Origin of the sequence: Variovorax sp. CF313 (assembly GCF_000282635.1) — a bacterium.
Taxonomy (GTDB): domain Bacteria; phylum Pseudomonadota; class Gammaproteobacteria; order Burkholderiales; family Burkholderiaceae_C; genus Variovorax.
In genome coordinates this window covers 1-14,548 of record NZ_AKIW01000094.1, presented here as the reverse complement: position 1 = coordinate 14,548, position 14,548 = coordinate 1, and the positions used below count along the sequence as shown (strand labels likewise).

Genomic DNA, 14,548 nt, shown 5'->3' with positions numbered 1-14,548 from the left:
GCGGCTTATGCCTTTTGGGCAAACTGCCAGGCCATTTCGGCCATGGGTCGGGCGCCGCGGGCCGAAGCCACGGCTTGCTCGCTCGACGCGGTGCCGGCCTCGACCCGCTTGGCAATGCCTTGCAGGATCGCGGCCATGCGGAACAGGTTGTAGGCCTGGTAGAAATTCCAGTCGGGCGCCAGCGCCTCGGGTGTGCTGATGCGGGTGCGTTCGCAATAACGGCGGATGTATTCGCTCTCGGTGGGAATCCCCAGCGCGGTGACGTCCACACCGCCGATGCCGCGGCCCGTGGTGGGCGGCATGTGCCAGGACATGCAGTGGTAGCTGAAGTCCGCCAGCGGGTGGCCCAGCGTGGAGAGTTCCCAGTCGAGCACCGCGATGATCCGCGGCTCGGTGGCGTGGAACATCACGTTGTCGAGGCGATAGTCGCCATGGACGATCGACACCTTGCTTTCATCGCGCGCGCTCGCCGGCATGTGGGCGGGCAGCCAGTCGATCAGGCGCTCCATGGCCTCGATGGGCTGGGAGAGTTCGCCGGTGCCGTCGGCCGAGGCCTTGTACTGCTTGCTCCAGCGGCCGATCTGGCGCTCGAAGTAGTTGCCGGGCTTGCCGTAGCCGGCCAGGCCGCGGGCGGCGAAGTCGACCGTGTGCAGCGCCGCGATGACGCGGTTCATCTCGTCGTAGTGGGCCGCGCGTTCGGCATTGCTGAAGCCGGGCAGCGACTGGTCCCACAGCACGCGGCCCTGCATGAACTCCATGACGTAGAAGGCGCGGCCGATGATGGCCTCGTCTTCGCACAGGCAGTACATGCGTGGCACGGGCACATCGGTACCGGCCAGGCCGCTCATCACCTTGAACTCGCGCTCCACCGCGTGGGCCGAGGGCAGCAGCTTGGCGACCGGACCCGGCTTGGCGCGCATCACATAGCTTTGCGACGGCGTGACGAGCTTGTAGGTCGGGTTCGACTGGCCGCCCTTGAACATCTCGACCGCGAGCGGACCCTTGAACCCCTCGAGGTTCTTCTCGAGCCAGGCCGCGAGCGCGTCGACGTCGAAAGCGTGCTGTTGCGAGACGGCACGGGTGCCGATGAAGTTGGAGAAGTCCTGGCTCATGTCTGCGTCTGGCTTTTCAGTTCTCGGCTTCGGAAATGCGCCTCAAGGCTGCGCGGTCCAGCACGACCAGGCCACCCTGTTCGATGCGGATGCTGCCCTCGCGCTCCATGGTCTTGAGTTCCTGGTTGACCCGCTGGCGCGATGCGCCCAGCAGCTGCGCCAGCTCTTCCTGCGCCAGCTGCAGGCCGATGCGCATCTGGTTGCCGTCTTCCAGGTTCGGCACGCCGTAGCTGCGCACGAGGTGAATGAGCTGCTTGGCCAGCCGTGCCCGCAGGGGCAGGGTGTTGAGGTCTTCCACCAGCCCGAACAGCGTGCGGATGCGGCGTGCCTGCAGCCGCATCAGCGCCTCGTACAACTCCACGTGCGAGGCCAGGATCTTCTGGAAGTCGGCGCGCGCCACGCACAGGATCGTGGTGTCGCCGTGCGAGTAGGAATCGTGCGTGCGCCGGTCCCCGTCGAACATCGCCACGTCGCCGAACCAGATGCCCGGCTCCACGTAGGTCAGCGTCACCTGCTTGCCGGAGACGGCCGTCGAACTCACGCGCACCGCGCCCTTGGCACAGGCGATCCAGTGTTCGGGAGGATCGCCGCGGGCAGCGATCAGGTCGCCGTCCTTGTAGCGTTTGACGAAGGCGCATCGGAGGATGTCGTGCCGTAGCGATGGAGATAGGGAAGAAAACCAGCGACCACTATTGATCGCTTCACGTTCTTCGATGGTAAGAATGGGGTCGTCCATTGGTCTGTCCTCTCGGCGACTGGAATGCTGGTGGGTGTCACGGGAGCGACGCCGTTTGGCGTTACTCGTACTGCGGCGGCTTCTTTTCGAGGAACGCGGCGATGCCGATGCCTGCGTTCGCATGGTGCAGGTTGCGCACGAAGTGGTCGCGCTCCTGCGAGAGCTGCGTGGCCAGCGTGGCGCCTCGCGCCTCGCTGAGCAGTTCCTTGATGCTGGCCAGCGAGTTCGGCGCGCGTGCATTGAGCTTCGCGGCCAGCGCCAGCGCACCTGCGAGCGCCTGGCCGTTTTCCGTGAGTTCGTTGACCAGGCCGAGCGCATGCAGGCGCGGGGCGCCGATGCGCTCGCCGTTCATGAGCCATTCGCTCGCCAGCTGGCGCGGCAGCTGCCGGCCCAGGTGCCAGCTCAGGCCGCCGTCGGGCGACAGCGCCACGTTGCTGTACGAGGCCGCGAAGACGGCGTCGCGCGCGGACACTACGAAGTCGCAGGCCAGCGCGAGCGAGAAGCCCGCGCCGGCAGCCGCGCCCTCGACGGCGGCGATGACCGGCTTGGGGAAGGTGCGGATCGAATCGATCCAGTTGTGCAGGCCCTCGATGCTCTCGGCCTGCACCGAGCGGTCGAGCTGCCGGTTGGCCAGCAGCCGCTGCAGCGAGCCGCCGGCGCAGAACCATGCACCTTCGCCCACGATGACGACACTGCGGATCTCGGCGCTGTTCTCGGCGCCGTTGAGCGCCTCGATGCCCGCGGCATAGATTTCCGGACCCAGTGCGTTGCGCTGGGTAGGGTTTGCGATCGTCAGCACCATGGTGCTGCCTTCGCTCGTGCTCTTGAGTTCGGCGGTCATGTCTGTCTATTCTTCTTCGTGCAGCAAGCTCAGGCCCAACGCGCCGCGGCGGCGCAGCCACGGGCTCGGGCGATAGCGCGGATCGCCGTACACCGTCTGCAGGTTGAACAGCACTTCGAGCATGTTGGTCGGACCGTAGAGATTGCCCATGGCGAGCGGGCCGCGCGGATAGCCGAGTCCCAGCTGCACCGCGGTCTCGAGGTCGGCCGGCGTGCACACGCGCTGCTGGCACATGTCGGTGGCGATGTTGACGATGGTGCCGATCACGCGTTGCGTGACGAAGCCGCCGCTGTCGCGGATCACGCTCACGGCCTTGCCATCGCGCGCGAAGAGGGCGTGTGCGGCATCGCGGACGTCGCGGCGCGTCGCAGGGTTGGTGGCGAGTACGCGGCGCTTGGTAGCGTCGTCGTCGATGAGCATGTCGATGCCGACAGTGCGCGTGGCGTCCAGGCGCTCGACCGCTGCGACCGTGGTCACGTCGAAGCCCAGCGGCGCCACCAGGATCAGCGAGTGCGGCGCGGCCGCGGCGCCGCTGTCGATCTGCGCGCCCAGCGTGTTCACCAGGCGCAGCAGCTCGGCGCGGCGTGCTGCGCGCGGAGACACCCAGACCGAAGGCGTGCCCTCGACCACCGGCGCAGGGGCCTCGGGCGCCTGCTGCATCACGCCGTCGGTGTAGCGGTAGAAGCCTTCGTTGGTCTTGCGGCCCAGGGCACCCGCAGCCAGCCGCTGCGCGGTGATCACGCTCGGTCGGAAGCGCGGCTCCTCGAAATACTGGTGGTAGATCGACTCCATCACTGGATGCGACACGTCGAGAGCCGTCAGGTCCAGCAGCTCGAACGGTCCCAGGCGAAAGCCCGCCTGGTCCTTGAGGATGCGGTCGATGGTCGCAAAGTCGGTCACTCCTTCGCCGACGATGCGCAGCGCCTCGGTGCCATAGCCGCGGCCCGCGTGGTTGACGATGAAGCCCGGCGTGTCCTGTGCCTGCACGGCGCTGTGGCCCATCTGCACCGCGTAGCCGGCCAGTTGCTTGCAGACTTCGGGCGCGGTCTTGAAGCCCGCGACCACCTCGACCACCTTCATCAACGGCACGGGGTTGAAGAAGTGGAAGCCCGCGAAGCGCTCCGGGTGCTTGAGGCCGGCGGCGATGGCCGTCACCGAGAGCGACGAGGTGTTGGTGACCAGCGTGGCGGCCTCGCTCACCGAGCCTTCGAGCTCGCGGAACAGCTTGCGCTTGACTTCGAGGTCTTCGATGACCGCTTCGATCACCAGGTCGCAGCCGGCCAGAGCCTGGATGCTGTCGATCGCCTTGACGCGGGCGATCTGGGCATCGCGCGTGGCGGCGTCGATCTTGTTCTTCTCGTGCAGCTTGTTCCATTGCGCAACGAGGGCCTCGCGGCCGCGCTCGGCGGCGCCTGCGAAACTGTCGAGCAGCAGCACTTCGCTGCCTGCCTGGGCGGCGATCTGTGCGATGCCGCGACCCATGGCGCCTGCGCCGATGACGCCGATTCGGGTGTAGTTCACTGTCATTTGCTGGAGATTGATGCTGACGAAGACTCTGATTTTGCAGCCCCGTGCGGGTGGGGCGTGACGGGTTTAACGCGGGGGCGCGCTTTCAGGCCGCCCGGCGGCTGCGATCGATGGCCACGCTGAGCGATATGGCGACCAGCAGCAGGCCAAAACCGACCCAGCTCATCCATGCCCCGGCATCGTTGGCAAGCAGCCAGCCGCCGACCGCGGCGCCCACGGCCTGCCCGGTATAGATGCCGGAGCTGTTGAGCGCCACGGAGCCTGGTGCGAGGGCCGGCGCCAGACCCACCAGACGGGCCTGCTGGGCTGAGTTGGCGGAGAAGCAGCCCAACCCCCACGGAACGAGCACGACAGCCAGCCAGGCGAGCGTGGAGGCCAGCGGCCACAGCAGCAGGCTCGAGGCGATCAGCACGGTGGTAATCAGCACCATGCGGCCGGCGCCCACACGGTCGATGAAGCGGCTGACCATCATGTTGCCGACCAGCCCGCAGGCGCCGAACAGCGCCCACATCACGCTCAGCGTGGTGGCGTCCGCGCCGAAGCCTTGCTTGAGGACCGGGCCGAAATAACTGAACAGCACGAACTGGCCGGCCCCCTGCAGCGCCGTGACCGAAACGATGCCCATCAGCACCGGGCTGCGCAGCACGCGCGACCATGCTTCGGCGGTCAGAGCGGCGGGGCGGACGCCGTTCGGCAAGGTGAGCCAGACCGCTGTCGCGCTTGCGACACTGAGCGCCGCAATGGCCAGGAAGGCCATGCGCCAGCCCAGGTGGCCGCCGATCAGCGCGCCGATGGGCAGGCCCAGCACCGAGGCCATGGACCAGCCCAGGAAGACGAACGTGACCGCACGTCCGCGCTGCTCCGGCGGCACCAGCATGCCGGCGCAGGCCGCGGCCTGGGGCGTGAAGATGGCTGGAGCGACCACAGTGAGCATGCGCACCGGCAGCAGGGCGCCGAAGCTCGGCATCAGCGCGCAGAGGATGTGGCCCGCGGCGTACCAGAGCAGGCTGAGCGCCAGCAATTGGCGGCGGTCCCAGCCCGCGACCGCCGCAGCCAGCAGCGGTGCGCCGACGCACATCACTGCCGCTGCGGCCGTGATCAGCTGGCCCGCGGTGGCGGCCGTGACCGAAAGCGAGGTGCTGATTTCATTGAGCGTGCCGGGCACCACCATCACGCCCGTGCCGATCACGAAATTGCCGGCGAGCAGCGCCCAGAGTGCACCCCGGGGCGCCGGCCGGTTCACCGGCGAACCTGCAGCGCGCCGGGATTCACGATGTTCGTCGGGTTGCCGTTGATGTAGCTCACCACGTTGTCGAACGCCTGACCGAAGTAGCTCTCGTAGCTCTCCTGCTCGACGTAACCGATGTGCGGCGTACAGATGCAGTTCTCGAGCCGCAGCAGCGCATGGCCTTGCAGCGGCGGCTCGCTCTCGAACACGTCGATGGCGGCCAGCCCGGGGCGGCCGCGGTTGAGCGCGGCGAGCAGGGCGTCGGCTTCGACCAGTTCGGCGCGCGAAGTGTTGACGAACAGCGCCGTCGGCTTCATGCGCGAGAGATCTTCCAGCGTGATGAGGCCGTTGGTCTCTTCGTTGAGCCGCAGATGCACCGACAGCACGTCGGCCGCGGCAAAGAACTCGTGGCGGTTCTGTGCGACCTGGAAGCCGTCGGAGCGGGCCTTGGCGCAACTGGCTTCACGGCCCCAGATCACGACCTGCATCCCGAAAGCCTGTCCATAGCGCGCCACCAGTTGGCCGATGCGGCCATAACCCCAGATGCACAGCGTCTTGCCCTTGAGCACCGAGCCGATCCCGAAGTTGGGCGGCATCGAGGCCGACTTGAGCCCCGACTGCTGCCACGCGCCGTGCTTGAGGTTGCTGATGTACTGCGGCAGCCGGCGCATGGCGGCCATGATGAGCGCCCAGGTGAGCTCGGCAGGCGCCTGCGGCGAGCCCGAGCCCTCCGCAACCGCGACGCCACGTTCCGTGCAGGCAGTAACGTCGATGTGCCCGGCGACACGCCCCGTCTGCGAGATGAGCTTGAGCTTCGGCAGCTTTTCGATCAGCTGGCGCGAGATCTGGGTGCGCTCGCGGATCAGCACGATCACGTCGGCATCCTTGAGGCGAACCGAAAGCTGCCCGATACCCTTCACCGTATTGGTATAGACCTTGGCCGCGTACGCGTCCAGCTTGGCGGCGCAGCGCAGTTTGCGCACGGCGTCCTGGTAATCGTCGAGGATCACAATGTTCATGGCGTGTCATTGTGCCTCGCAGCATTGGAATGTCGTGCCAGTGAACGTTTGGATACCCACCCCACAGCCGCTCGCAGGGGTGTTCTGGCTCAGTGAAGGCGGGTCGAACGAGGGGCCGCGGCCGCGGTCTCGGCGGTTTCGAGTGCGGCCAGCCGGTCGAGTTCGGCGCAGACATCGGCCATGCGGCCCGAGATCACGACGCGGTTGCTGCGCTGCTGGCCCATGCCGTCGACCACGCGAACCACGCGCAACGGACGCGCCGGCGCGGCGCTGGCTGCTGTGGGTGTTGCACCGCCGCCGGCGCGGGCGGTGCAGGCAGGGCGCACCGCCACGTAGCGAAGTCCGGTCGAGGATTCGGCAGCGTCGAGGCGATCCCTGCGGCGAGGACGGTGTGCCGGCATCAGGCGGCTGGCCAGCGATTGCAGCGGCATCCAGAAATCAGCGATGGCGAGGAGGGCGATTCCCATGTGAACTCCAAAAAAGTATGAGGTTGAACACAGGCAGGATTTCTTGAGTCGGCTGCGACAGGGTGATGGCGACTCTTCGCCATACGCCCGCCACCTGTCGCTGCCGGATGGGGTGCTGCAAAAAGCAGGCCGCGGGGCCTACATCAGCATGGTGTTGCGGATGAGCCCGACTGCGAGGCCTTCGATTTCGAAGGGCTCGCCGGGCTGGACGATGATGGTCGGGTAGTCGGGGTTCTCGGCGTGCAGCTCGATGACCTGCTTGTTGCGCTTCAGGCGCTTGACGGTCACTTCGTCGCCCAGGCGCGCAACCACGATCTGGCCATTGCGCGCTTCCTTGGTGGCCTGCACCGCGAGCAGGTCGCCGTCCATGATGCCGGCGTCGCGCATCGACATGCCGCGCACCTTGAGCAGGTAGTCGGGCTGGCGCTGGAACAGCGTGTTCTCGACGTAGTAGGTCTGGTCGACGTGCTCCTGCGCGAGGATGGGCGAGCCGGCTGCGACGCGGCCGATGAGCGGCAATGCCAGTTGGGCCATGCCGGGCAGCGAGAGCGAGAACTGACCACCTTCGCGGTGGCGTGTTTCATTGAGCGAACGCAGGGCGTCGCCCTTGAGGCGGATGCCGCGCGAGGTGCCGCTCACGAGCTCGATGACGCCCTTGCGCGCCAGCGCCTGCAAATGCTCTTCGGCGGCGTTGGCCGACTTGAACCCGAGCTCGGTGGCTATTTCGGCGCGCGTGGGCGGCGCACCGGTGCGTGCTATGGCGCTCTGGATCAGGTCCAGGATCTGCTGCTGGCGGGCTGTAAGCTTCACGGCGAACTGCATATGTGGTTCCTTGCGGCACTGGCTAGATATCCAGTAGCTGTATTTTTAACCAGTTTTTAAAAGTTGACAAGCTATGGTCAATTCCTCTTCGCCTGAATCGCGCCGCCGTGTCGTGGTTTTGGGCACGGGCGGCACCATTGCCGGCCGGGCCGCCAGCAGCGGCGACAACATCGGCTACACCGCGGGACAGGTCGGCGTGGCCGACCTGTTGGGCGGCATCGAGGCGCCTGAGGGCGTGTTGCTGGAAGCGGAGCAGGTCGCGCAGGTGGACAGCAAGGACATGTCGTTCGCCATCTGGCAGCAACTGGCCCGGCGCAGTGCGCACTGGCTGGCGCAGGCCGACGTGGCAGGCGTCGTGATCACGCACGGCACCGACACGCTCGAAGAGACCGCATTCTTCCTGCACTCGGTGCTGGCGCCCTCCAAGCCCGTGGTACTGACCTGCGCGATGCGCCCGGCGACCGCGCTGGCGCCCGACGGACCACAGAACGTGCGCGACGCCATCAGCGTTGCCGCGACGCAGGGCGCGCGAGGCGTAGCGGTGGTGTGCGCCGGCACGATCCACAGCGGCATCGACATCCAGAAGGTGCACACCTATCGGCCTGACGCCTTTGCTTCAGGCGATGCTGGGCCCGTCGGTTATGTCGAGGAAGGGGAGGTTCGCCTTGTCCGGTCTTGGCCGGAAGGCGCTGCATCACACGCGTCGAAGGTCTTCCTGGAGGCTGCGGTTCAGTGGCCCCGCGTCGAGATCGTCATGAGCCATGCCGGCGCCAGCGGTGCTGTGATCGATGCGCTGCTGCAGTTCGGCGGTGCCGATCCCGTGCGAGGACTGGTGCTTGCCGCCACTGGCAACGGCACCCTGCACCACGCGCTGGAAGCGGCTGCGCTCAAGGCGCAGGACGCAGGCGTTGCGGTTGTTCGCGCCACGCGTTGCGCCAACGGGCGCATCCTGCCGAAGGCCGGGGACGAGCTGCGCGATGCTGGCGCATTGACGCCCGTGAAAGCGCGCATCGCGCTGATCCTGGAACTGCTGGGGTGAAAGCAAAACCGCCCCGTACAGGGGCGGTTGGGAGGATCAGCTGTTCAGGGCAGCCAATGCACGTTGCGTGATCTCGTCCACCGTGCCCACACCCTTGATGGCGCGGTATTTCGGGGCGGCGGCCGGGTCGGCCTCGGCCCAGGCCGAGTAGTAGTCGACCAGCGGACGCGTCTGCTGGCTGTACACGTCGAGCCGTTTGCGCACGGTTTCTTCCTTGTCATCCTCGCGCTGAATCAGTTCCTCGCCGGTCACGTCGTCCTTGCCTTCAACCTTGGGCGGATTGAACTTGACGTGATAGGTGCGGCCCGAGGCCGGGTGCGAACGGCGGCCGCTCATGCGTTCGATGATGTCGCTGAAGGGCACGTCGATCTCGAGCACGTAGTCGAGCTTGACGCCCGCTGCCTTCATGGCATCGGCCTGGGGAATGGTGCGGGGGAAGCCGTCGAACAGGAAGCCGCCGGCGCAATCGGGTTGCGCAATGCGTTCCTTCACGAGATTGATGATCAGGTCATCGCTGACCAGTGCGCCGGCGTCCATGACGGCCTTGGCCTGCAGGCCGAGCGGCGTGCCGGCCTTGACGGCGGCGCGCAGCATGTCGCCGGTCGAGATTTGGGGGATGCTGTATTTCTGGCAGATGAAAGCCGCTTGCGTGCCTTTGCCCGCCCCGGGCGCGCCCAGCAAAATTAGTCTCATGGTTTCCTCGGACGGTTCTTGGATTTTGTGTCGCACCAAGCGTCGGCCCCAGGGCTGGGCTAGGCGGAGTTGCTTCGAGGATAGCACGCGTGCCCGCGAAGAATTTCCGCTGCCGGGCAGGCTGCAGAGCGTCTCAGGCGGGGGGCGCGGCGGCAAAGACGGCACGCACGCGCGCCAGATCTTCGGGCGTGTCGATGCCCGGTCCGGGGGCGACATGGCTCACATGCACCGCGATGCGATGGCCGTGCCATAGCGCGCGCAGCTGTTCGAGTGCTTCGGTGGCCTCGACAGGCGCCGGCGGCAGCGACGGAAACTTCCGCACGAAGCCCGCGCGATAGCCGTAGATGCCGATGTGGCGCAGCGGGGCGGGCGTGGGCAGCACCGCGGGGGGCGCGCCGTTTGCGGAGCCGTCGCGCCACCACGGGATCGGTGCGCGGCTGAAGTACATGGCGTTGCCTTGCGTGTCGAGCACGGCCTTCACCACGTTGGGGTTCATGAAGTCGCCGATCGAGTCGATCTCGTGGGCCGCTGTGCTCATCGCTGCTTCCGCATGGGTGGCCAGCGTTGATGCCACGGCGTCGATCAGCGCGGGATCGATCAGTGGCTCGTCGCCCTGTACGTTGACAACGATGTCGTCGCCGTCCAGGCCAAGCTGCTCACAGGCTTCGGCCAGCCGGTCGGTGCCGCTGGGGTGGTCCTGGCGCGTCAGGATGGCTTCGACGCCGTGCGCCTTGCACGCCGCAACGATCGAAGGATCGTCGCCGGCGACCACCACGCGCGCCGCGCTGGATTCGCCGGCGCGCTGCGCCACGCGCACCACCATAGGCAAGCCAGCGATGTCGGCCAGCGGTTTGTTGGGAAGCCGTGTCGACGCCAGGCGCGCCGGCACCAGAACGGTGAAGCTCACAGCCCGAGCTCTTCGTCGGAGAGCGTGCGCGCTTCGTTCTCGAGCAGCACTGGAATGCCGTCGCGCACCGGATAGGCGAGGCGCGCGCTGCGCGAGCAGAGCTCCTGCTTCTCGGGGTTCCAGGTTAGCGGACCCTTGGTGACGGGGCAGACGAGCAGTTCAAGCAGCTTGGTATCCATCGAGCGATGATAGCTTTGCGTCGAGTGCGGTGAAGAATTCCGGCGAGGGCGCGAAGTGCAATGGCACTGCCAGCGCATCGGGCGCCTTGCGCCACACCTTGACGGCATCTTTTTCCGTGCAGACGATGGTGCGTTCGGTGGCGGCAGGGCGCTGCCAACTCCCGAAGTCAAAGTGGTCGGGCAGTGCGATGGTTTCGGCGAGCATCAGGCCGCGTGCGCGCAGCATGTCGAAGAAGGCCTCCGGCCGCGCAATGGCTGCCAGTGCCACCAGGGGCCGGCCTGCAAGGGTTGCCAGGGGCACGCGTTGTCCGCCGCCGGTCAAGGCGTCGTATGCGAGCGCGCGGGTAGCGGTGTAGCCGCCGGCGAACGCGGGCCGTGCGCCGCTGTGCAACACCAGATCGCATGGCCGCGGCCAGGCTTCGCGCAACGGGCCTGCAGGCAGTCGCCAGCCGTTGCCGATGCCGCGGTCGTCGAACACGCAGATCTCGATATCGCGACCCAGTGCCAGATGCTGCAGGCCGTCGTCGCTCACGACGACCTGCGTGGCCGGGTGGCTGGCGAGCAGGGCGCGCGCCGCATCGATGCGTTTGCGCGCCACGAACACCGGCGCCTTCGTGGCATGGTGAATCAGCGCAGGTTCGTCGCCGACATCCTGTGGATCGCTGTCGCCGAGCACCTCGCGGCAATCGTCGGTGCGCCGGCCGTAGCCGCGCGACACCACGCCGACCGTCAGTCCTCGCGCCTGCAGATGCTGGACGACGGCCATCACGACCGGTGTTTTCCCCGCTCCACCCGCGATCACGTTGCCGACCACGATCACCGGGACGGGCACCCGCTCGGTCCGCAGCCATCCCAGCCGATAGAGCCAGCCCCGCACCGCGAAGAGCGCGGCATATAGCAACGACAATGGCCACAGCAGGCAAGCCAGCGGGCCTCGGCGCAGCCAGGCACGCTGCAGCCGCGAGGCGGACGGCGAACCCGCCTTGCTGCTGCTGCGGCCGTCGGAAGGCACTCAGTGCCCGGCTTGTGCCGTCGACTGGGCGGCGAAGGTGATCTGCATCATGCCGGCGCGGCGCGCGGCCTCCATCACCGTCACCACGGCCTGGTGCGGGCTGGTCGCGTCGGCGCTGATGATCACCACGCTGTCCTTGCCGCCGGTGGCCGCGGCGGCGAGGGCTGCCGTCACGGTTTCCACGCTGCGGTCGGCCACCGGGCTCTTGTTGATCGAGTAGCGGCCGTCGGCCGACACCGCCACGATCACTTCCTTCGGATAGTCACGCTGCGCGTCGACGTCTGCCGTCGGCAACCTCAGCTGCATTTCGGTGAACTTGCTGTAGGTGGTCGACAGCATCAGGAAGATGAGGATCACCAGCAGCACGTCGATGAACGGGATCAGGTTGATCTCCGGCTCGTCGCGCGCACCATGGCGGAACTGCATGCGGGCGCGGGTCATGACAAGCCTCCGCCGGGCCGCCCCAAGGAGGCGGCGGCCCCCTCGGGGGGCAGCGCAGCACACGCAGTGGCAAGCGTGGGGGTCATCATTTGCGCAGCGCGTTCAGGTGGCGGGCGAAGCGCTCGCCGGACAGTTCGAGGTTCAGCAGGTATTCGTCGACGCGGCTGCGGAAGTAGCGCCAGAAGATCAGCGTCGGAATGGCCACGATCAGGCCGAAGGCCGTGTTGTAGAGCGCGATCGAGATGCCGTGCGCCAGCTGGGCAGGGTTGCCCGAGCCGACAGCGCCGCTGCCCGGCGACTGCGAGCCGAAAATCTCGATCATGCCGATCACCGTGCCCAGCAACCCCAGCAGCGGGGCTGCCGAGGCGATGGTGGCCAGCGCCGGCAGGTAGCGCTCCAGCTTGTGCGCCACCGTGCGGCCCGAGGCCTCCATGGCGGCACGCAGATCGTCTTCGGTACAGCGCGGGTTGGCGTTCAGCGCACGCAGGCCGGCGGCCAGCACCTGGCCGAGCATCGAGTTGCGTTCAAGTTTGGTCACGATGTCCGGGCCGGGAATGGCCCCGTGCGACACGGTGATGGTTTCGTCGAGCAGCTTCGGCGGAAGTACCCTCACGGTCTTCAGACTCGTGAAACGTTCTATAACCAGCGCGAGCGCAATGACCGAACAAGCGAGCAAGGGCCAGATTGGCCAACCCGCGGCAACTATGATGGAAAACAAGAAAAAATCCTCCGGCCCGTAGACTGCAAATGCGCGGCGATTATCCACTGAGCCCACCATCGGCACGCACCTTGTTTTTGTGTCGGCAAGGACGCACAGATTCTGTGGATAACTTTGTGATTAACCTGCTACGCAACTCGTCCGGGCCCGCATGGGGCGGCCTTTCTGCTAGATCGACTGAATTTTGAGCAGCACTTTTTTTAATGAAATCAACGGCTTGCACGAGAAACCGTGCGTTTGCCTCGCTCCAGGGGCTGACGCGGGGCCGCATGCGGCCTGTTGTGGACGAGTGGCATCTGGCCGAGCGTGCATTCTGTGAACTTGCGTGAATCGAACTCCGCGCCGGGGCCGCGCGTCTGGGCCGTCGGCGCGTTGTGCCGGGCGGTGGCCGACGCACTCGACGCGCGCTTCAATCCGGTCGCGGTGCGGGGCGAAATTTCCGGCTTCTCGCGAGCCTCAAGCGGACATTGTTACTTCTCGCTTAAGGACGAGTCCGGCCAGCTGCGCTGCGCGATGTTCCGCCGCGCTGCCGGTTTGCTCGACTTTTCGCCGCGCGATGGCGATCAGGTCGAAGTGCGTGGGCGCCTTGCGGTGTATGAGCCTCGCGGCGATCTGCAACTGGTGGTCGAGAGCTTGCGGCGGGCCGGGCAGGGCGCCCTGTTCGAGCAGTTCATGCAGCGCAAGGCACGCCTGGAAGCCGAAGGCCTGTTCGATCCAGCGCGCAAGCGGGCGTTGCCGGCCATGCCGCGGGCGGTCGGCATCGTCACGTCGTTGGGCGCGGCGGCCTTGCACGATGTAGTGACGGCGCTGCGAAGGCGTGTTCCGCACATCCCGGTCGTGCTCGCACCGGCGGCAGTGCAGGGAGTCGGCGCACCAGCCGAGCTGGTGCGGGCGTTGCAGTCGCTCTACCGCCTCGAACCTGCCGTCGACGTGATCCTGCTGGTGCGTGGCGGTGGCTCCATCGAAGACCTTTGGGCTTTCAACGACGAGACGCTGGCGCGCACCATCGTGCAGAGCCCGGTGCCGCTGATCAGCGGCGTGGGCCACGAAACCGACTTCACCATCGCCGATTTCTGCGCCGACCTGCGCGCGCCCACGCCCACGGCCGCGGCAGAACTGGTGAGCGCGCCGCGCGACTTGTGGCTCGGTGCACTCGATCTGCTCGACGAGCGGCTCGGCGATGCTCTGGATGGGCGCCTCGACGCGCTCGGGCAGCGCATCGACCAAGCCGCGGGACGCCTGGGCCGCCCCTCGAACCTCGTGGCGCGGCAGCAGCTCCGATTGGCGCATCATGCGCAGCGCCTGCGGTATGCGGTGCTGTCGAGACGGGAGCGCCTGTCGCAGACGCCGCGGTCGATCGCGGCCGACTTTCCCTTGCGGCTGGGGCGTGCACTGGTTCAGCGTCGCGAGCGCCTGGAACGCATGGCCTTGCGTTTGCGGCTGCTCGACCCGGCCCTGGTCTTGCAACGCGGCTATGCGTGGCTGACCGACACAGACGGTCATGCGATCGTCAGCGCAACGCAACTGGCGGCGGGCGACGCCGTCAAGGCGCGGCTTGCTGATGGCGAAGTCGACCTGACCGTCACGCCGGGCGATGCAACGGGCACACGTCCGACGCTGCCTCGCTAATTACTTCCTAGAATCGCTGATTCCTACAACCAACCCGCGAGAAAAAAATCATGGAACATGTGCTCCCACCCCTGCCTTACGCCCTCGACGCACTGGCGCCCGAGTATTCGAAGGAAACCCTCGAATACCACTACGGCAAGCATCACAACGCCTACGTGGTGAACCTCAACAACCTGCA

General features: G+C 66.9%; 16 protein-coding genes and 1 pseudogene. 3 read left to right on the top strand and 14 right to left on the bottom strand.

The genetic code is table 11. The features are described 5' to 3' along the window. Positions 1–5 precede the first annotated feature (5 nt). From PMI12_RS22255 to lexA, 8 genes are all read right to left on the bottom strand, one after another. Positions 6–1,112 carry a phosphotransferase gene (locus tag PMI12_RS22255; RefSeq protein ID WP_007836956.1) on the bottom strand — a complete coding sequence of 369 codons (1,107 nt, stop codon included), beginning with the start codon at positions 1,110–1,112 and terminating at the stop codon, positions 6–8. Between the two features lie 16 nt (positions 1,113–1,128). Continuing rightward, on the bottom strand, positions 1,129–1,848 hold the full coding sequence (locus PMI12_RS22250) for a Crp/Fnr family transcriptional regulator (protein WP_007836955.1): 720 nt from the start codon (positions 1,846–1,848) through the stop codon (positions 1,129–1,131). A gap of 61 nt (positions 1,849–1,909) precedes the next feature. Further along, a complete protein-coding gene (locus tag PMI12_RS22245; RefSeq protein ID WP_007836954.1) occupies positions 1,910–2,689 on the bottom strand; it encodes an oxepin-CoA hydrolase, alternative type in 780 nt (259 codons plus the stop codon). 6 nt (positions 2,690–2,695) lie between these two features. Beyond that, the gene (locus tag PMI12_RS22240; protein WP_007836953.1) at positions 2,696–4,216 is read right to left on the bottom strand and encodes a 3-hydroxyacyl-CoA dehydrogenase; all 1,521 of its coding nucleotides are present in this window, start codon (positions 4,214–4,216) and stop codon (positions 2,696–2,698) included. Positions 4,217–4,301: 85 nt separating this feature from the next. Continuing rightward, positions 4,302–5,459: an MFS transporter gene (locus PMI12_RS22235; RefSeq protein WP_007836952.1), complete on the bottom strand. Its 1,158-nt coding sequence runs from the start codon at positions 5,457–5,459 to the stop codon at positions 4,302–4,304. Beyond that, a complete protein-coding gene (locus PMI12_RS22230) occupies positions 5,456–6,463 on the bottom strand; it encodes a D-2-hydroxyacid dehydrogenase family protein (RefSeq protein WP_007836951.1) in 1,008 nt (335 codons plus the stop codon). Before PMI12_RS22230 ends, PMI12_RS22235 begins: the two co-directional genes overlap by 4 nt. 89 nt (positions 6,464–6,552) lie before the next feature. Beyond that, a complete protein-coding gene (locus PMI12_RS22225; protein WP_007836940.1) occupies positions 6,553–6,930 on the bottom strand; it encodes a hypothetical protein in 378 nt (125 codons plus the stop codon). Between the two features lie 138 nt (positions 6,931–7,068). Then, complete coding sequence (gene lexA, locus PMI12_RS22220; protein ID WP_007836939.1) at positions 7,069–7,752, bottom strand: transcriptional repressor LexA; 684 nt, start codon at positions 7,750–7,752, stop codon at positions 7,069–7,071. A gap of 73 nt (positions 7,753–7,825) precedes the next feature. Here lexA and PMI12_RS22215 point away from each other — a divergent pair, with 73 nt between their 5' ends. After that, complete coding sequence (locus PMI12_RS22215) at positions 7,826–8,791, top strand: asparaginase (protein WP_007836938.1); 966 nt, start codon at positions 7,826–7,828, stop codon at positions 8,789–8,791. A 36-nt stretch (positions 8,792–8,827) separates the two neighbouring features. Here the strand turns inward: PMI12_RS22215 and adk are convergent, their stop codons facing one another. The 6 genes from adk to PMI12_RS22185 all read right to left on the bottom strand — a co-directional run bounded on the left by adk (position 8,828) and on the right by PMI12_RS22185 (position 12,741). Continuing rightward, a complete protein-coding gene (adk, locus tag PMI12_RS22210; protein ID WP_007836937.1) occupies positions 8,828–9,484 on the bottom strand; it encodes an adenylate kinase in 657 nt (218 codons plus the stop codon). 133 nt (positions 9,485–9,617) lie between these two features. Then, on the bottom strand, positions 9,618–10,391 hold the full coding sequence (kdsB, locus tag PMI12_RS22205) for a 3-deoxy-manno-octulosonate cytidylyltransferase (protein ID WP_042674019.1): 774 nt from the start codon (positions 10,389–10,391) through the stop codon (positions 9,618–9,620). After that, positions 10,388–10,570 (bottom strand): Trm112 family protein, encoded by a 183-nt coding sequence (locus tag PMI12_RS22200; RefSeq protein ID WP_007836935.1) that lies wholly within the window; start codon positions 10,568–10,570, stop codon positions 10,388–10,390. The genes kdsB and PMI12_RS22200 overlap by 4 nt, the downstream gene beginning before the upstream one ends. Further along, positions 10,551–11,582, bottom strand: coding sequence for a tetraacyldisaccharide 4'-kinase (gene lpxK, locus PMI12_RS22195; RefSeq protein ID WP_007836934.1), 1,032 nt, complete (start codon positions 11,580–11,582; stop codon positions 10,551–10,553). The genes PMI12_RS22200 and lpxK overlap by 20 nt, the downstream gene beginning before the upstream one ends. Then, a complete protein-coding gene (locus PMI12_RS22190) occupies positions 11,583–12,008 on the bottom strand; it encodes an ExbD/TolR family protein (protein WP_042674034.1) in 426 nt (141 codons plus the stop codon). Between the two features lie 100 nt (positions 12,009–12,108). Beyond that, on the bottom strand, positions 12,109–12,741 hold the full coding sequence (locus tag PMI12_RS22185; RefSeq protein WP_042674017.1) for a MotA/TolQ/ExbB proton channel family protein: 633 nt from the start codon (positions 12,739–12,741) through the stop codon (positions 12,109–12,111). Between the two features lie 315 nt (positions 12,742–13,056). On the opposite strand from PMI12_RS22185, the gene xseA reads away from it, so the two are divergent. Both xseA and PMI12_RS22175 read left to right on the top strand, forming a co-directional pair. Further along, a complete protein-coding gene (gene xseA / locus PMI12_RS22180) occupies positions 13,057–14,370 on the top strand; it encodes an exodeoxyribonuclease VII large subunit (protein ID WP_007836931.1) in 1,314 nt (437 codons plus the stop codon). A 50-nt stretch (positions 14,371–14,420) separates the two neighbouring features. Further along, positions 14,421–14,548: pseudogene (locus PMI12_RS22175) on the top strand (superoxide dismutase [Fe]); the annotation flags it as partial.